Origin of the sequence: Mesorhizobium cantuariense (assembly GCF_042647205.1) — a bacterium.
Lineage (GTDB): Bacteria > Pseudomonadota > Alphaproteobacteria > Rhizobiales > Rhizobiaceae > Mesorhizobium > Mesorhizobium cantuariense.
Genome location: NZ_JBHRVD010000001.1, coordinates 5,374,794 through 5,390,977, shown reverse-complemented (window position 1 = coordinate 5,390,977; position 16,184 = coordinate 5,374,794). Strand labels below are relative to the sequence as shown.

Below are 16,184 nucleotides of genomic sequence, written 5' to 3'. Positions count from 1 at the left end.
CGGTCCCAGCACTGTCATGACCAGTCCGGGCAGCCCAGCGGAAGCGCGCTCGCTGATCATCGAGCGTCTGGTTGGCGACAGCGGCGAGGCAGCCCAGGTCATCGATGCCGGCCGGGCCATGGCTGAGCGCGCCGTGCCGTTGTTGCAAAAAAGCCTGACCGGCGAGCTTGGCGTTCCGGTCGCCGTCGATCTCAAGGCGATCGAAGTCAGCCGCGTTCCCGAGGCGCGTTCGCGCGCCGGCGACACGTTTGCCCTGACCGTCGTCGGCTCGTCCGCGTCCTCCGATGCGATGACTCTGGTGATCGATGCTCCGGCGATCGCGATCATGGTCTGCACGCTGTTCGGCGGCGATCCGGATCTGCCGGTCTCGCCGATCGAGCGCGATCTGTCGCAGATCGAAATCGATGTCTCGACCATGGTGTTCCAGCAGGTCGCGCAGGCCCTGAATGGATCGGGACGGCGCTCGCTCGACCTGCGCCTGCCAGTGCCGCGGGCAATGTCGGGCACCGAGGCGAAGCGGCACGTGCTGCGCGACGGCGCGGCAATCCGCATCGTCCTTGGCATCTCGACGCCGGCCGACAGCGGCACCGTCACCGTGACGATGCCGCAGCGTGTCGTGCTGGCCAGCCGCGACGGGGCTGTCCCCGTCAGCGATGACGATCACGGACCCAGCTGGCGCGCGCGCTTTTCGGAAGAGGTGATGCGCTCCACGGTGGCACTTGAGGCCACCATGCCGCTGGCCCGGCTGACACTCGGCGACCTCGCCGGTTTCGAAATTGGCCAGATCATCGAATTCGAGGAAACGGCGCAATCGCAGGCGCGTCTCAGCGCGCGCGGCAAGACGCTGTTCGTATGCGAGTTCGGCAAACTGGGACAGAATTACACCGTCCGAATCAGGCATCCCTACGATGCCGGGCAGGACTTTATCGAAGCGCTGATGCCGGCTGCCGCCGGACGCGCCTGACATTTGGAGACGATTCATGGCCAAGACCAAGGTGGAAGCCGACCTCGACCAGCCGGACGAGCAGCTCGACCATGCCATCGAAGAATTGCGCGGTGTCCTGCATGAAGAGGAGCAACGCCCCGATGCGGCGTTCAGAGCCGCTTCATCAGCCAATTCGAGCGTCATCATGAACATCCCCGTCGATGTCCAGATCATCCTCGGCAGCACCGAGATGCCGGTCTCCGAGCTGATGGCGCTGCAGAAGGGGTCGACGGTGGCGCTCAATCGCCGTATCGGCGAACCTGTCGACGTCGTGGTCAACGGCCGCAAGATCGCGCGTGGCGAAATCACCGTGCTGGAAAGCGATCCGTCGCGCTTCGGCATCAGGCTGACCGAAATCATCGCCGGCACGAAGGGCGCCTAGGACATGGGTTGCGGAGCTTGCCGGTGGCAGCGGAGGCGAGTGGCATGACGACGCCGGTGACCTTGACCCGCGCGCAGAAGGCCGCCGCCATCCTGGTGGCGATGGGCAAGCCGTCGGCCAGCCGTCTGTTGAAATTCTTCAAGCAGGAAGAACTGAAGGCGCTGATCGAAGGCGCCCGTCTGCTGCGGACGATTCCGCAAAGCGATCTCGAACGCATCGTCGCCGAATTCGAGGCCGAGTTCACCGAAGGGGCGGGATTGCTCGATTCCGCCGACAGGATGGACACTATCCTCAACGAGTCGCTGTCGCCCGAAGAGATGAGCGCGATCATGGGCGACAAGAGGTTCGAGGTCGCACCGGAAGGTCCGCCGCCGATCTGGCCCGAGCTCGAAAAGCTCGAGCCGGCGCGGCTTGGCGCCTTCCTGGCTGGCGAGCATCCACAGACCGCGGCCATGGTGCTGTCCAAGCTGGCGCCGCAAGCGGCGGCGAGTGTGCTGTTGACGTTGACCAAGTCGACGCGCGGCGAAATCATCAAGCGCATGGTGACGATGGCCAATGTTCCGGAAGCCGCAAGCAGGATCGTCGAAAACCGGCTGCGCACCAGTGTGCTGACAGAAACCTCGACCAAGGACACGTCGGCCGGACAGGCGCGCGTCGCCAGCGTTCTCAACGAACTGGACAAGCCTCTGCTCGAAGAGGTCATGCAGGACCTGGAGGCCGCCGGTACGCCCGATCTCGATGGCGTCCGGGCTCGCCTGTTTGCCTTCGACGACCTGCCGTTGCTCACGCAGAAAGCGCGGGTGCTGTTGTTCGACGGGCTGTCGACCGAACTGGTCACGCTGGCCTTGCGCGGCGCGCAGGCGGGACTTGCCGAGTCCGTACTGTCGGCGATCGGCGCCCGCTCGCGGCGCATGATCGAAGCCGAACTGGGACAGGGCTCGGAGGGGGTCCCTCTCGCCGACATCACGGCGGCGCGCAAGACGGTCGTGACGACGACGATCCGGCTGTCGCGCGAAGGCGCCTTCGAACTTCCCTCGACCCAGAACGCCGCCTAAGACCGCGCCATGGCTGACGCGGTCGACAAGGATTCGAAAACCGAAGAGGCGACGGAAAAGAAGATCCGCGACACTGTCGAACAGGGCAAACTGCCCCATTCGCGGGAGACGGCGCTGCTTGCGTCCTTCGTTGCCATATTGGTGTTCACCGTCTTCTACGCCAAGGACGCGATCATCGATCTCGGCATGTTCCTGTCGATGTTTCTGGAGAAGCCGGAAGCCTGGCCGATGGACACCGAGACCGATGTCATCGCGCTCTACAAGATCGTCCTCCTCGAGGTTGGCCGCGCCGTCCTAAGCCTGATGGTGCTGCTGACCGTCGCCGGTGTCGGCGCCTCGGTGTTCCAGAACATGCCGCAATTCGTCGGCGAGCGGGTGCGGCCGCAACTCTCGCGCATCTCGATCGCCAAGGGGTGGAACAGGCTGTTCGGCATTCAGGGTTGGGTCGAGTTCCTGAAGGCACTCGGCAAGGTCGGCTTTGCCATCGTTGTGCTGAGCTTCACGCTGTCCGAAGACCACCGCAAGCTGCTCGCCGGGATGATCACCAATCCGGTCGCCTTCGGTCTCGTCATCCGCGGCATCGCCGTCGACATCCTGGTGGCAATCGTCTTCGTCATGGGGCTGATCGCGGCAATCGACATCGTCTGGTCGCGCTTCCACTGGAAGCAGGATCTGCGCATGAGCAAGCAGGAGGTCAAGGACGAGTTCAAACAGTCCGAGGGTGACCCGATCGTCAAGTCGCGGCTGCGCTCGCTGGCGCGCGACCGGGCGCGCAAGCGGATGATGACGGCGGTGCCGCGCGCGACGCTGATCATCGCCAACCCGACGCACTTCTCGATCGCGCTGAAATATGTGCGCGACGAGGACTCGGCGCCGATGGTGCTGGCCAAGGGCCAGGATCTGGTGGCGCTCAAGATCCGCGAGATCGCACGGGAACACAACATCCCTGTCTTCGAGGACGTGGCGCTCGCCCGCTCCATGTACAAGCAAGTTTCGGTCGATAATGTGATCCCGTCACAATTCTACCAGGCCGTCGCCGAACTGGTGCGGATCGTCTACTCGAAAAAGGCTGAGCGCAGACAGATTTCATGAACCGGCAACCGCACGCAAAATCCCGCGAGATCATCGTCGCCAGCGCCATCGAGCAGGTGGTGGGGGAACTGAGGCTGATCGATGTCGCCGACTACATCGCCTTCATCCGGCTGGAGCATTTCGCGTGCCTGTCGGATCTGGTCGATTCAGCGGTGGAGCTGTTCTTCATGCCTGGCACGCTACGGCTCGGCCATGGCGGCGAGGCGCATGTCGACTGGAGCGGCAGCCCGCGCATCGTGCTTGATCTGGAACTGAGGCCACCTGGCGTCACCGTCTATTTCCAGCTGACGTTGAGCGAGCTCGGTGCCTCGGTGGTGGTCAATTACGTATCATTCGAGAAGCCGGGCGAAGACCCCGAGCACAACACGGCTCTGCTCGAGGCTGTGATCGAAGAGGCGCGTATCCGTAAGGTCGAGCCGCTCGCTTATCGCTGACATTGATCGCGAGCCGCCGCCGGCCGATCCTCGAATTATCCTATTCGATCAGGCCCAGCCGCAGCGCCTTGGCCACGGCCTGGTTGCGGTTGACGGCGTTGAGCTTCTGGGTCGACTGGGTCAGATACTGGTTGGCGGTGTGCACCGACAGCTTCAGGAGCCGCGCGATCTCCTCGCTGGTGTTGCCGTTGGCGGTCAGCTTCAGGCATTCGAGTTCGCGCTTGGAAATCGCGCGCGTACGGCCGGCATCGCCCGGACGGATGCGGGCGACGGCGGCGAACAGCGAAAAGCAGCGGGCGTGGATTTCGTAGAGCGCGTCCTGCGGCAAGGCCATCTCCGAGCCTAGGAAAACGACGAGGCCGCATTGCCCGCGGTCGGCGTGGACGGGGAAGGCGATGCCGCTGGTGCCGGGCGCCAGCGGCGCCATCTGCTCGGTCCAGGCGAGATTGCCGAACGTCTCCGCCATGGCGGCGACGCCGTCGTCCGTCCACCAGCGCGGCTCCGTCGAGTTGCGGGTGTGGCGTACGATCTCCTCGCCATTGGCGCCTGAAATGAATTTGGTCGCCACGGCAATGCCAGGATAGTCGGAATCAAGGCAAGGGAAGAGCCGTGCTCGTTCGGGTGACGGGCTGACGAAGAACAGGCCGAAGGCCGAGGCGTTGATGTCGACGGCGATCCAGCGGCAGCGGCGCACGGCATCGGGAATGCTGACGGCATGATGGGTTTCGGAGCCGAGCGAGAAGGCGCCGAACGGGTTGCGCTGCTCGTTGAAAAGGGCTTCGGCAGCCTCCTTGATATCGGCGCGTTTCAAATGATGCCGCTCCTGATCGCCGTGGCGATGGCCATCGCGCGGTTGCTGGCCGCGAATTTCTGGATGGCGTGGGTGATGTAGCTGTTGACGGTGTTGGAGGAGACGCCAAGGATGACGGCGACCTCGTCGGTGGTCTTGCCTTCAGAGACCCAGAATAGGCATTCGCGCTCGCGATCCGACAGCGGATCCTGCATCGCGGCGGCGGCGATTAGTTGCGGGATATGCGAGAGCGCGTAGCAGCATTTCAGCTGCGCCCGCATCAGCGCCGGCTGGTCGATGCTGCCGGCGGTCGCGGCAGAGAACAGGGCGAACAGGCGCTGGCGGCCGACATTCAGCCTGAGCGAATAGACCTCGGCATGGCCGAGCACATCGAGAAGGCGCGCCTCCTCGCCGGTGATCAATCCGTCCGCCTCGGGTGCCTGGGATGCCACCAGCGGTCTTGGGCGGATGCCTGGTGCAACGGTGAGCGCACCTTGCGCAAGCCCGGCGATCAGCCGCTTGCCGATCAGCTCGATGGCATCGAAAATCCAGTTGGACGAAACGATGCGTGCATCGTTGCGGTCCTGGTCGTGGACGATGGCGACCAGCATGTAGCTGTCGGCGCCGATCTCGGCGGTCAGTTGCATGAAAAAGCTGGTCAGATCACCGCGCGACGTCAGGCGCGAGCCCAATGTGTCGGATTGAAGTAGCGCGGCGGGACTGCTCATTCTTTTGCTTTTGGCCGGAATCGTTTCTGCTGTCCGGATGCTGGAAGCCAGCCGCCGAACCCGAATACGCATTACTTTGACGAAGACACACGCGTGGCGCAGGGCTGCGCCAAACCAAATCCCGAATCGATTCAGGGAACGCGAAGCCGTCCGCGTCTGGTGCCGGAAAAGTCCGGAACAAGAGACTTTGGGTGGTCGCCGCGCCCCCCAAGGACCGGCTGATTCGGGTCTAATCTACCCGCAGTTGAATCCGACATCAAACGCGATTTGACAAAATCGAATCTGGTGGACTCAGGTGCGACTCAGAGGTCGATTTTCGCGCCTTAGACAGAAGACAGAGACGCGAAAAGTCTTCACTGATTGCAAACCGGCCATATCGGCGGCTAGTCGATTCCGCTAGGTTCGGGAGCGTTGAAGAGACGGGCGCCTCTTACAGCCATGCCTGCGGGCGGCAGGACCGTCGCAATCATCTCGCGGCGGCACGCAGTGGGGTGGCAATTTGGTTTCGGGGGAAACAATGAGCGATTCATTTCGGGAAGTTACATCCGTCTCGTGGTTCGGGCGGATCAAGCAGGCGGTTGGCGGGGTCATCTTCGGCCTGCTTCTGGTGGTGCTGATGGTGATCGGGCTGTTCTGGAACGAGGGCCGCGCGGTGCAGACGGCGCGTTCGCTGGCCGAAGGGGCCGGCGCCGTCGTTTCGGCCAGCGCCGACAGCGTCGATGCCGCCAATGACGGAAAGCTGGTGCATGTCAGCGGACCGGTGACGGCCGAGAGCGGTCTCGCCGATCCGGATTTCGGCATTGCGGCGCAAGGGCTCCGCCTGTCGCGCACCGCCGAGATGTATCAGTGGAAAGAGGAATCCAAATCCGAAACCACCAAGAAGCTTGGCGGCGGCGAGGAGACGGTGACCACCTACAGCTATTCGAAGGTGTGGGACGACAGCCAGATCGACTCGTCGGATTTCAAGAAGCCGGACGGCCACCAGAATCCGCCGATGGAAATCCACAGCAAGACCTTCCAGATCCCACAAGGCAAACTCGTCGCCTTCGATCTCGACACGCCGGTGCTTGATCGCATCGAGGGCGACAAGGACTATTCGCTGTCGGCCAACCAGTCGGCCGCGATTAAGGCCGCCTATACCGGGACGAAGCCGCTCGGCATCGTCGACGGCAAGATCTATCTCGGTGCCGACACGACAACGCCGGCGTTGGGCGACTACCGCATCGGCTATGAGCTGGCGCCGCTCGGCGTGGTCAGCATCGTCGCGCGGCAGGCCGGCAGCCGGTTCGAGCCGTACCAGACCGAGGCGGGCGATGCATTGCTGATGGTCGACACCGGCACTGTCCCGGCCGACAAGATGTTCGCGGAGGCGGTCAGCGCAAACACGCTGATCACCTGGCTGCTGCGCGCCGCTGGCCTGCTGTTGCTGACCATCGGCTTTGCCCTGTTCCTTAGCCCGATCGGCGTGATCCTCGACGTGATCCCCTTCCTCGGCAGCATGGCGCGGATGGGAACCGGCATCATCGCCTTCTTCCTGGCGATCCTGGTCGGCACGACGACGATCGCGATTGCCTGGTTCTGGTATCGGCCGGTTCTGGCGGTGGGCATCCTCGCAGCCGGCGTCATCGCGGCAGCGGCGGTCTACTACCTCGGCCGCTCGCGCAAACCGGCCGAACCAGTTGTCGCGCCCAACGTTGGTGTAGCCACCTGATCGCGAGAGCCGGGCGGCACTGCCGCCCGGTCCTGGTTGTTACCGATCTTCGAAGCCAGTCAGCACGCCGACGGCGTTGACGCCGATCTCCTCGACGGCATAGCCGCCTTCCATCACGAACAGCGTCGGCAGGCCGAGCTTGGCGATGCGGCGACCGATCTTGGGATAATCAGATGTTTTCAGCTTGAACTGGCTGATCGGGTCTTTCTCGAAGGTGTCGACGCCGAGCGAGACGATGACGATATCCGGTGCGTAAGCGGCGAGCTTGGCACAGGCATCCTCCAGCGAGGCGTTCCAGGCGTCCCAATCGGTGCCGAAGGGCATCGGATAATTGATGTTGAAGCCTTCGCCGGCACCGGCGCCGCGTTCGTCGGCATGGCCGAGGAAGAACGGGTACTCGACCATCGGGTCGCCGTGCAGGTTGAGAACCTGTACGTCGGCGCGATCATAGAAGATCTCCTGCGTGCCGTTGCCGTGGTGATAGTCGACATCGAGGATCGAGATGCGTTTGGCGCCCTGGTCGCGGAACCATTGCGCGGCGACGGCGGCGTTGTTGATGTAGCAGTAACCGCCCATGAAGCCGGCTCCGGCATGATGGCCGGGCGGACGGCAGAGTGCGAAGGCGGAAGCCTCGCCATCCTTGACCAGGCCGGCGGCGGTCAGCGCCACGTCATAGGACGACTTGATCGCGGCCCATGTGCCTTCGACGAAAGTGGCGCCGGCATCGAAGGAATAATAGCCGAGCAGCGCGTCGACGCGCTTTGGCGGCACGTCGCCGCGCAGGCCGCGCGTGGGCCAGGTGAAGGGCATCGCCGTGCCCTTGAAGCCGGCTTCTACCCATTGCGGCCAGACCGTCGGCAGGAAGTCGATGTAGTCTGATTTGTGGATGCGCTTGGCGGCGGCGAGATCGTGCTCGAGCGGCAGGACGATCGGCCCCAGTTTCTCGCTTTCGACCCGCGCCTTGATGAATTCGGCCCGTGAGGGCTTTTCGAAACCCGGCACGATGGCCGAGGTGACGAGTTCCATCTGGCCGGCATGGCCAGCATGAAGCGGCGAATAGACAGTCTTCATAAAATTCCTCTCGAAGTGCGAAATCAGTCAAGATTGAGATAGGGGCTCACCAGAGCGAGCCACATGGTTTCCACATCGTCCTCGATGAGGTCGAACGTCCTGCGATCTTTTTTCAGCCCCACAAGCCGGCAGACGTGTCCGACCTCCATCATCAGCACGCCGAGCCGGCTGGCGATCTTGTCTTCAAGAGCCGGGTTCGCGTGCTGCAGCCATGCGGCGTAGAGGGCGATGATCTGGTCGTCATATTCGTTCTGGATCGGCCTGAGATCGGCGTTGCCTGAAATGGCCTCGATCACCGGCATCAGGCTGGCGTTTTCGAGGTAGAGCCGGGACGTATCGATGAAGAGCTTGCGCACTTCCTGCCGAAACTCTTCGCGGTTGGTGGGCGGGGCGACCTTGATGCGCTTTTCGATCACCTCCGGAAAAGATGACAGCCAGCGCCGGGCGAGGTCCAGAAGAATGGCTTCCTTGTTGGGGAAGTATTGATAGACCGAACCGACCGACAAGCCTGCGCGCTGCGCAATGGCGAGCGTCGTCGGCGTCTTGGTTCCTTGCTCGCGCGTCAAGACCAGCGCCGCGTCGAGAATCCGATCCACCACCTTGCTCGACCGTTGTTGCCGCGGCTGCTTGCGGGGTTCGAGCGCTATCCTGGTTTTGCGGTCGAGACTGCGCTTCACTGCTTGACGTCCTCGTCCCCGCCCGGTCCCAACACAGGCGCAGGGTGCTGTCCACAATACATTCCAAATTCCGCATGTTGACAAACGCGAATAATCAGTCGCATTCTTATCCACGCTGTCTCTTGGGATAACAAGGGGAATTTCAAAGACGGCGCGCTGGCATCACTTCTGTCCGATAGCGCCGCTCCAGCGGAGTGGCAGGTTGTTGGACACGGGGTTGTCGGTCCCAGTCAGTCGTCAAAAGCGCGGAGTCGCGATGTCTGTCACAGGTGCGGGTCACAATGCGGATCTGATCGTCATCAACGGTCGTGTGCAGACCATGGACGACGACAACCCCGCCGCCGAGGCCGTTGCCGTCAAGGACGGCGCCATCATCGCCCTTGGCAGCCGCGCCGCCATCGAAGAGCTCAAGGGACCGGCCACCAACGTCATCGACGCCAAGGGCGGTTCTGTCGTACCGGGCTTCATCGAAGCCCACATGCACCTGTTTTCAGGCGGGGCTGAACTTGCCCACCTTCAGCTCACGGGTATTCACGGCTTCGATGCACTGCAAAAGGCAATCCGCGATTATGCGCCGACGCGGCCGGATGCACCGATGCTGGTCGGGCAAGGCGTCGACTACACCGTGCTTGGCAGCGAGCGGGTGACGCGCCACCATCTCGACGCCATTTTGCCCGATCGCCCGTTCTGCATGGCGGCGCCCGATCACCACACGATGTGGGCCAACACCAAGGCGCTGGAAATGGCCGGCATCCTGCAGGGTCGCAGGTTTGGTCCGGGCAATGAGATCGTCATGGGTGATGATGGTCTGGCCGCGGGTGAATTGCGCGAGGGCGAGGCCTTTGGCCCGGTGCTTGACCTTGCCGGCGAAAGCCGGGTGCGGCTGGGACTGGCGACAGGCGGCGAGCCGGACCCGATGCCGACAGCGGCCGAGCGGGCCGCCGACCGCGACATCATGCGGCGCGGCCTCGCCTGGTGCGCCCGCCATGGCATCACCTCGATCCAGAACATGGACGGCAACCTCTATCAGCTCGAGCTGCTGGCCGAGATCGAAGCCGAGGAAGGCTTGCCCTGCCGCGTCCAGATCCCGTTCCACTACAAGAATTTCATGACGCTCGACATGCTCGACAAGGCATCAACGATGGCCGAACGCTACAACAGCGAATGGCTGTCGTCGGGCATGGTCAAGGTGTTCTATGACGGCGTGCTCGATTCCTGGACGGCTGTCATGGTCGAGCCCTATGCCGACCGGCCCGATTGGGTGGGCGAGCCTCTGTTCACGCCGCAACAATTCATCGATCTGGCCGTCGCGGTCGACAAGCGCGGGCTGCAGATCGCCGTACACTCGATTGGCGACGGCGCCGTGCGCGCGGTGCTCGACGGTTATGAGGCGGCGCAGAAGGCGAATGGCAGGCGCGACAGCCGTCACCGGGTCGAGCATATCGAGGTCACCACCACTGCCGACGTGCCGCGTTTCGCCGAACTCGGCGTGATCGCCTCCATGCAGCCGCCGCACCCGCCCGGAGCCATGGATTTTCCGCTGGAGCCGACGGTGTCGCGCATCGGGCCGGCGCGCTGGCCGCTGAGCTATGCCTGGCGGACCTTGAAGGATGCCGGCGCGCATGTCGTCTTCGCCTCGGACTGGCCAGTGTCGCCGATCGATCCGATCCTGGGCATTCAGGCGGCAGTGTTGCGCAAACCGTGGGCAGACAGCGACCCGGACCAGAGCTTCTCGCTGCATGAAGCGCTCGCCGCATACACGGTCGAGGGCGCCTATGCCGAATTCGCCGAGCACCGCAAGGGCACATTGAAACCCGGCTACATGGCCGATCTGGTCGTTTTGTCGGCCGATATCGAGAAAACGGCGCCGGCCGATCTGCACAAGGTGCGGCCGGTGACGACGATCTGTGGCGGCAAGATCACCTACCAGGCCTGACAATGGCATGCGGCTTGCTGGGGTGAGGCTTGCTAGCCGAAAATAACGAACTGAACTGTGATTCAATGCCGGGCTTGCCAACCTACCGGCCATGTGGTCACATCGAACAGGGGAAGAGCTCCGCCAGCAAGAGCGGGGTCAACAGTGAGGCGTAATCGTGCCGGACAAACCGGATCGGAATGCGATTGAAGTAGTAAACGTCAGCAAAATTTTCGGATCAGGTGAGGGGCAGGTCGCTGCCCTCGACACGGTCTCGGTATCCATCCGCGAGAATGAGTTTTTCACGCTGCTGGGGCCATCCGGCTGCGGCAAGACGACATTGCTGCGGCTGATCGCCGGCTTCGACTTCCCAACCGCCGGTGAAATCCTGCTCTATGGCCAGGACATCGCGCTGCTGCCGCCCTTCAAGCGGCCGGTCAACACCGTTTTCCAGTCCTATGCGCTGTTCCCGCACATGACGGTCGCCGACAATATCGGCTTTGGCCTGGAAATGCTGGGCAAGCCGAAGGCCGAGATCAAGGCGCGCGTCGCCGAGATGCTGAAGCTGGTCAAGATGGAGGCACTCGCCGGTCGTCGCACCAGCCAGATCTCCGGTGGCCAGCAGCAGCGCGTGGCGCTGGCCCGGGCGCTCGCACCGCAGCCGAAAGTGCTGCTGCTCGACGAACCCTTGTCTGCGCTCGACTACAAGCTGCGCAAGGAGATGCAGATCGAGCTGAAGCGGCTCCAGCACGAGACCGGCATCACCTTCATCTTCGTCACCCACGACCAGGAAGAAGCGCTGACCATGTCGGACCGCGTCGCGGTGATGTCGTCGGGCAAGATCCTGCAGGTCGGCTCGCCCTGGGATATCTACGACAAGCCGGCGGAACGCTTCGTCGCCGACTTCATCGGCGAAACCAACTTCCTCACCGCCGCCATATCAGGCATCGGCAACGGCAAGGCGCGCGCGACGCTCAAATCCGGCACGACCATCGAGGCGACCGTTGCCGAGGGCTTCCAGCCCAAGGACAACGCCACCGTGGTGGTGAGGCCCGAGCATGCCAAGCTGACCAAGAGCAAGGGCGACTTGTCGGGCACGGTCGAGAACGTCGTCTATTTCGGCACCGATACGCATATCCATGTCCAGCTCGACAGCGGTGAGGACTTCACCGTTCGCCAGCAGAACACACGCAGCGCCGGCTGCGGTTTCGAGCGTGGCGACAAGGTCGGTATCCTGATCGGCAACGATGCCGCGCAAGTGCTGAAGGACTGATCATGGCGACCGCGGAAGAAGTCGCCAAGGCAGCGGAACGGCGCGATGTGCGTGACCGCTGGCTTCTGTCAGCGCCAGCGCTGCTTGTCATTTTCCTCGCCGCGACCGGTCCCCTGCTGATCGTGCTGGTCTACTCGTTCCTGACGCCAGGTTCCTATGGCGACGTGAAGTGGCAGTTCTCGCCGGAAGCATGGATAGCGGTGTTTCTGGAACGCGATATCTTTGACGATACGCTTTCGATCGCCGCCGCCCACGTCACCATCTTCCTGCGCTCGATCAAGCTTTCGGTGGTGACGACCATCGCCACTTTGGCGCTTGGCTTCCCGACCGCCTATTTCATGGCGACGCGCAGTGAAAAGACCCGCGATCTCTGGCTGTTCCTGATCACCATTCCGTTCTGGACCAACCTGCTGATCCGCACCTTCGCGGTGCTGCAGATCATCCGCAACGAAGGCATCATCAACACGATCCTGCTCAAGCTCGGCATCATCTCGGCGCCGATCCAGATCCTCTACACCGACACGGCGATCCTGATCGGCATGGCCTATGTCTACCTGCCGCTGATGGTGCTGCCGATCTATGCCAGCATGGAGAAGCTCGATTTCAGGCTGGTCGAGGCGGGCTACGACCTTTACGCGACGCGCTTCCAGGTGCTGCGGCGGATCATCTTCCCGCTGGTCAAGCCGGGCGTCATCGCCGGCTCCATCCTGGTCTTCATCCCAGCGCTTGGCGCCTATGTAACGCCGAGCGTGCTTGGCGGCGGCAAGAACATGATGCTGTCCAACCTGATCGAATTGCAGTTCGGACAGGGCCGCAACTGGCCGCTCGGCTCGGCGCTGTCGATTGCGGTGATGATCATCGTCATGGTGGCGCTGCTTGCCTATGTGCGCAATGCCGGCAAGTCGGGAGTGCGTCATGGCTAAAAACTTTTCCATCAAGCATCAGCCAGGATTCAACGCGATCGCCGCGACCTGCTTTATCGTGCTCTATCTGCCGATCATCGTGCTGGTCGTCTATGCCTTCAACGCGGCGAGCTCGACCTCCGAATGGGGCGGCTTTTCGCTGAAATGGTTCCAGTCGGCATGGCAGAACACGCAGGTCATCGATGCCACACTGCGTTCCTTCCAGATTGGTTCCGTCGCGGCAGTGCTTTCCACCATCTTCGCCACCATGGCGGCGCTCGCCACCACGCGCACCGCACCCTATCCCGGCCTCACCTTCAAATATGCGGCAATCAACCAACCACTGATGGTGCCCGAGATCGTCACTGGCGTGGCGCTGCTGATCTTCTTCTCGCGCATCAAGATCTTCACCGGCTATTCTGGCATCGGCTATCTGGTCGCCGCGCATACCGCGTTCTGCATTCCCTTCGCCTACCTGCCGATCCGGGCCCGGCTTGAAAATATGGACCTGACGCTGGAGCGTGCCGCCGCTGACCTCTACGCGACGCCGTGGAAGACCTTCCGCCGCATCACGCTGCCGCTTCTGTGGCCCGGCATCCTGGCCGGGCTGATGCTGGCCTTCGTCATCTCGCTCGACGATGTCGTCATCACCGAGTTCGTCAAATCGGGCGGCCAGGACACGCTGCCCACCTATATGCTCGGCCAGATCCGCCGCGGCATCACACCCGAGATCAACGCGATATCGACCGCCTTCCTGCTGCTTTCGGTCGCGATCGTCACGTTGTTTTTCTTCGTCAGCAGGAAACGAGACTGAACCGAAAATGGGAGTTAAAACCATGAACTGGAAGACAACAGCAACCGCCATGGGGTTGGCGTTGCTCGCCTCGACGAGCCTGGCGCGCGCCGACGGCGTGCTCAACATCTACAATTGGGGCAACTACACCAGCCCCGACGTGATCAAGAAGTTCGAGGCCAAATACAACGTCAAGGTGACCATCACCGACTACGATTCCAACGACACCGCACTGGCCAAGGTTCGCCAGGGCGGCACCGGCTTCGACATTGCGGTGCCTTCGCAGACCTACGTGCCGATCTGGATCAAGGAAGGCCTCGTTCAAGAGACTGATCCGAGCAAGATGGAAAACTTCAAAAATGTGGCGCCGGAATGGGCCAATCCCGATTTCGACCCGGGCCGCAAATATTCGGTGCCGTGGGCGCTGGGCACTGTCGGCGTTGTCGTCAACACCGACGCCTACAAGGGACCGGCCGACAGCTGGGGCATCATTTTCAACACCCCCGACGAACTGAAGGGCAAGGTCAATGTCGTTCCCGAAATGAACGACGTCATCTTCGCCGCGATCAAATATGTCGGCGGCCAGCAGTGCACCACCGACAAGGAAGTGCTGAAGAAGGTGCGTGACACGCTTGTCGCGGCCAAGCCGAACTGGATCGCGATGGAATACAACACCATCGAGAAGATGGGCGCCGGCGACTTCAAGGCGACCAGCGACTGGAACGGCTCGGCGCTGCGCCAGCGGCTGGCCAACCCGGCCATCCACTACAACTATCCGAAAGAAGGCTTTGGCCTGTGGAGCGACAACGTCGTCGTTCTGAAGGAAGCCAAGAACGTCGAGAACGCCAAGCTTTTCCAGAACTTCATCATGGACCCGGAGAATGCGGCAGGTCTCTCGGCCTTCCATCGCTATGCCAACGCCATCACCGGATCGGACAAGTACATGCCGGCCGACATGAAGGATGCGCCGGAAGTCGTCATACCGGCAGCCGACAAGCCGCATGCCGAATTGCAGCAGATGTGCGCCCCGGAAATCCAGGAAATCTACACCAAGATCTGGACCGAACTGCAGAAATAATTGCGTTTCAGCGGACCCGGCGGCCCACGCCGCCGGGTCCGTTTTTGCTTTCAAGAGGCTCGGTCGTCATGGACTCCTACCGCAACTCCGATCCGCGGCCGCCGATCATGCAGGGCTCGCCGCCCGCCATGGTGCCGCCGAAGCTCGACTGGGACCGGCCGCCATGGAACCGCTGGGCGTTCCAGCACATCCGCGAAATTCTGCCGACCGCCGAAGTCTGGCGCGGCAATGGCCATCGCCACCGTCTCGAACGCGCCGAGGTCGATCTCGACGGGCTGCCGGTCGAGGACAGCGAGGGCAAGCTGACGACGCTCGCCGGGCTGCTCGACGAGACCTACACGGACGGCTTCCTGGTGCTGAAAGACGGCAGGATAGCCTATGAGCGCTATTTCAACGGCATGGGTGAGCGCACGCTGCATCTGTCGCAGTCGATGGCGAAGTCCGTCACCGGTTCGGTGTTCGGCATACTGGTTGGGCGCGGCCTGATCGACCCGGCCAAGCCGGTGACCGACTATCTGCCGGAGCTCAGCGTCACCGGTTGGGCCGGCGCCAGTGTGCAGCATGTGCTGGACATGACCAGCGGCGTCCGCTTCTCCGAGGAATACACCGACCGCTATTCAGACATTGGCCAGGTCGATGTCGCCACCGGCTGGAAGCCGGTGCCGCCGGACAGCGATCCGACCTTTCGCTGGCCCTCGCACATGTTCGAGCTGATCCTGGGCTTGAAGGAAACGATCCGCCCGCACGGTGCTCAATTCGAATACCGCTCGATCGAGACCGACGTGCTTGCCTTCATCATGGAACGGGTGACGGGCAAACGGCTGCCGCAGCTGGTTTCGGAAGAACTCTGGCAAAAGCTCGGTACTGATGAAAGCGCCTGCTTCACGGTCGACAGCGCCGGCTATGCGGTGGCCGACGGCGGCTTCAACGCGACGCTGCGCGACTATGGCCGCTTTGGCCAGCTGATCCTCGACAATGGTGGCGGCGTCGTGCCGGCCGATTGGATCGAAGCCACACGCAACGGCAGGCATGGGCCGGATTTCAGTCCCAGCCTGCCGGAGGGCAGCTATCGCAACCAGTTCTGGATCGAGGACCCGCGCTCGCGCGCGCTGATGTGCCGGGGCGTGTTCGGGCAGATGATTCATATGGACTGGAACAGCGGGATGGTCGTGGTGAAGCTTTCGACCTATCCGGATTTCGGCAATGTCGCCTATTCCATGGCGACGCTGAAGGCCGTGCACGCCATCGCCATGGCGCTGAACTGAGCCCCACAAGAAGAAACGACCCGGAAGGACCGC

At 62.7% G+C, this 16,184-nt stretch carries 16 protein-coding genes; 12 read left to right on the top strand and 4 right to left on the bottom strand.

Annotated elements, in window-relative coordinates:
* Window positions 1-16 precede the first annotated feature (16 nt).
* The 5 genes from ACFOJ9_RS26245 to ACFOJ9_RS26225 are packed head-to-tail and all read left to right on the top strand — an operon-like array spanning window position 17 to window position 3,948.
* Window positions 17-964, top strand: a complete 948-nt coding sequence (locus ACFOJ9_RS26245; protein ID WP_378982761.1) for a FliM/FliN family flagellar motor switch protein — start codon at window positions 17-19, stop codon at window positions 962-964.
* Window positions 965-980: 16 nt separating this feature from the next.
* Complete coding sequence (fliN, locus tag ACFOJ9_RS26240; RefSeq protein ID WP_378982759.1) at window positions 981-1,367, top strand: flagellar motor switch protein FliN; 387 nt, start codon at window positions 981-983, stop codon at window positions 1,365-1,367.
* A 44-nt stretch (window positions 1,368-1,411) separates the two neighbouring features.
* Complete coding sequence (locus ACFOJ9_RS26235) at window positions 1,412-2,422, top strand: flagellar motor switch protein FliG (protein ID WP_378982755.1); 1,011 nt, start codon at window positions 1,412-1,414, stop codon at window positions 2,420-2,422.
* A gap of 9 nt (window positions 2,423-2,431) precedes the next feature.
* Entirely contained in the window at window positions 2,432-3,514 is a 1,083-nt protein-coding gene (gene flhB, locus ACFOJ9_RS26230; protein WP_378982752.1) for a flagellar biosynthesis protein FlhB, read from the top strand.
* Window positions 3,511-3,948, top strand: coding sequence for a hypothetical protein (locus tag ACFOJ9_RS26225; protein WP_136616788.1), 438 nt, complete (start codon window positions 3,511-3,513; stop codon window positions 3,946-3,948). Before flhB ends, ACFOJ9_RS26225 begins: the two co-directional genes overlap by 4 nt.
* A 40-nt stretch (window positions 3,949-3,988) precedes the next feature.
* On the opposite strand, the gene ACFOJ9_RS26220 is transcribed toward ACFOJ9_RS26225, so the two are convergent.
* Together ACFOJ9_RS26220 and ACFOJ9_RS26215 are read right to left on the bottom strand one after the other, a co-directional pair.
* On the bottom strand, window positions 3,989-4,759 hold the full coding sequence (locus ACFOJ9_RS26220) for a helix-turn-helix transcriptional regulator (protein ID WP_378982749.1): 771 nt from the start codon (window positions 4,757-4,759) through the stop codon (window positions 3,989-3,991).
* On the bottom strand, window positions 4,756-5,466 hold the full coding sequence (locus ACFOJ9_RS26215; protein WP_378982746.1) for a helix-turn-helix transcriptional regulator: 711 nt from the start codon (window positions 5,464-5,466) through the stop codon (window positions 4,756-4,758). The genes ACFOJ9_RS26220 and ACFOJ9_RS26215 overlap by 4 nt, the downstream gene beginning before the upstream one ends.
* Before the next feature lie 517 nt (window positions 5,467-5,983).
* Here ACFOJ9_RS26215 and ACFOJ9_RS26210 point away from each other — a divergent pair.
* Window positions 5,984-7,177, top strand: a complete 1,194-nt coding sequence (locus tag ACFOJ9_RS26210) for a TMEM43 family protein (protein ID WP_378982744.1) — start codon at window positions 5,984-5,986, stop codon at window positions 7,175-7,177.
* A gap of 39 nt (window positions 7,178-7,216) precedes the next feature.
* Here the strand turns inward: ACFOJ9_RS26210 and ACFOJ9_RS26205 are convergent, their stop codons facing one another.
* Both ACFOJ9_RS26205 and ACFOJ9_RS26200 read right to left on the bottom strand, forming a co-directional pair.
* Window positions 7,217-8,248, bottom strand: a complete 1,032-nt coding sequence (locus ACFOJ9_RS26205; protein WP_378982741.1) for a histone deacetylase family protein — start codon at window positions 8,246-8,248, stop codon at window positions 7,217-7,219.
* 23 nt (window positions 8,249-8,271) lie between these two features.
* The gene (locus ACFOJ9_RS26200; RefSeq protein ID WP_378982738.1) at window positions 8,272-9,039 is read right to left on the bottom strand and encodes a TetR/AcrR family transcriptional regulator; all 768 of its coding nucleotides are present in this window, start codon (window positions 9,037-9,039) and stop codon (window positions 8,272-8,274) included.
* Window positions 9,040-9,181: 142 nt separating this feature from the next.
* Here ACFOJ9_RS26200 and ACFOJ9_RS26195 point away from each other — a divergent pair, with 142 nt between their 5' ends.
* The 6 genes from ACFOJ9_RS26195 (at window position 9,182) to ACFOJ9_RS26170 (ending at window position 16,151) form a co-directional block, all read left to right on the top strand.
* On the top strand, window positions 9,182-10,861 hold the full coding sequence (locus ACFOJ9_RS26195; RefSeq protein WP_378982736.1) for an amidohydrolase: 1,680 nt from the start codon (window positions 9,182-9,184) through the stop codon (window positions 10,859-10,861).
* Window positions 10,862-11,018: 157 nt separating this feature from the next.
* Window positions 11,019-12,113, top strand: a complete 1,095-nt coding sequence (locus tag ACFOJ9_RS26190) for an ABC transporter ATP-binding protein (protein WP_378982733.1) — start codon at window positions 11,019-11,021, stop codon at window positions 12,111-12,113.
* Between the two features lie 2 nt (window positions 12,114-12,115).
* Window positions 12,116-13,036, top strand: a complete 921-nt coding sequence (locus ACFOJ9_RS26185; RefSeq protein ID WP_056582570.1) for an ABC transporter permease — start codon at window positions 12,116-12,118, stop codon at window positions 13,034-13,036.
* Window positions 13,029-13,829 carry an ABC transporter permease gene (locus tag ACFOJ9_RS26180; protein ID WP_378982730.1) on the top strand — a complete coding sequence of 267 codons (801 nt, stop codon included), beginning with the start codon at window positions 13,029-13,031 and terminating at the stop codon, window positions 13,827-13,829. Before ACFOJ9_RS26185 ends, ACFOJ9_RS26180 begins: the two co-directional genes overlap by 8 nt.
* A gap of 22 nt (window positions 13,830-13,851) precedes the next feature.
* Window positions 13,852-14,886 carry an extracellular solute-binding protein gene (locus tag ACFOJ9_RS26175; RefSeq protein ID WP_378982727.1) on the top strand — a complete coding sequence of 345 codons (1,035 nt, stop codon included), beginning with the start codon at window positions 13,852-13,854 and terminating at the stop codon, window positions 14,884-14,886.
* 68 nt (window positions 14,887-14,954) lie between these two features.
* Complete coding sequence (locus ACFOJ9_RS26170; RefSeq protein WP_378982725.1) at window positions 14,955-16,151, top strand: serine hydrolase domain-containing protein; 1,197 nt, start codon at window positions 14,955-14,957, stop codon at window positions 16,149-16,151.
* The last annotated feature ends 33 nt before the right edge of the window (window positions 16,152-16,184 follow it).

Bases quoted from the DNA above. Each gene is read 5' to 3' on its own strand.
- ACFOJ9_RS26180 (WP_378982730.1), top strand. From the start codon at position 13,029: ATGGCTAAAAACTTTTCCATCAAGCATCAGCCAGGATTCAACGCGATC.
- ACFOJ9_RS26195 (WP_378982736.1), top strand. From the start codon at position 9,182: ATGTCTGTCACAGGTGCGGGTCACAATGCGGATCTGATCGTCATCAAC.
- ACFOJ9_RS26235 (WP_378982755.1), top strand. From the start codon at position 1,412: ATGACGACGCCGGTGACCTTGACCCGCGCGCAGAAGGCCGCCGCCATC.
- flhB (WP_378982752.1), top strand. From the start codon at position 2,432: ATGGCTGACGCGGTCGACAAGGATTCGAAAACCGAAGAGGCGACGGAA.
- ACFOJ9_RS26210 (WP_378982744.1), top strand. From the start codon at position 5,984: ATGAGCGATTCATTTCGGGAAGTTACATCCGTCTCGTGGTTCGGGCGG.
- ACFOJ9_RS26205 (WP_378982741.1), bottom strand. From the start codon at position 8,248: ATGAAGACTGTCTATTCGCCGCTTCATGCTGGCCATGCCGGCCAGATG.
- ACFOJ9_RS26175 (WP_378982727.1), top strand. From the start codon at position 13,852: ATGAACTGGAAGACAACAGCAACCGCCATGGGGTTGGCGTTGCTCGCC.
- ACFOJ9_RS26215 (WP_378982746.1), bottom strand. From the start codon at position 5,466: ATGAGCAGTCCCGCCGCGCTACTTCAATCCGACACATTGGGCTCGCGC.
- fliN (WP_378982759.1), top strand. From the start codon at position 981: ATGGCCAAGACCAAGGTGGAAGCCGACCTCGACCAGCCGGACGAGCAG.
- ACFOJ9_RS26185 (WP_056582570.1), top strand. From the start codon at position 12,116: ATGGCGACCGCGGAAGAAGTCGCCAAGGCAGCGGAACGGCGCGATGTG.
- ACFOJ9_RS26170 (WP_378982725.1), top strand. From the start codon at position 14,955: ATGGACTCCTACCGCAACTCCGATCCGCGGCCGCCGATCATGCAGGGC.
- ACFOJ9_RS26225 (WP_136616788.1), top strand. From the start codon at position 3,511: ATGAACCGGCAACCGCACGCAAAATCCCGCGAGATCATCGTCGCCAGC.
- ACFOJ9_RS26245 (WP_378982761.1), top strand. From the start codon at position 17: ATGACCAGTCCGGGCAGCCCAGCGGAAGCGCGCTCGCTGATCATCGAG.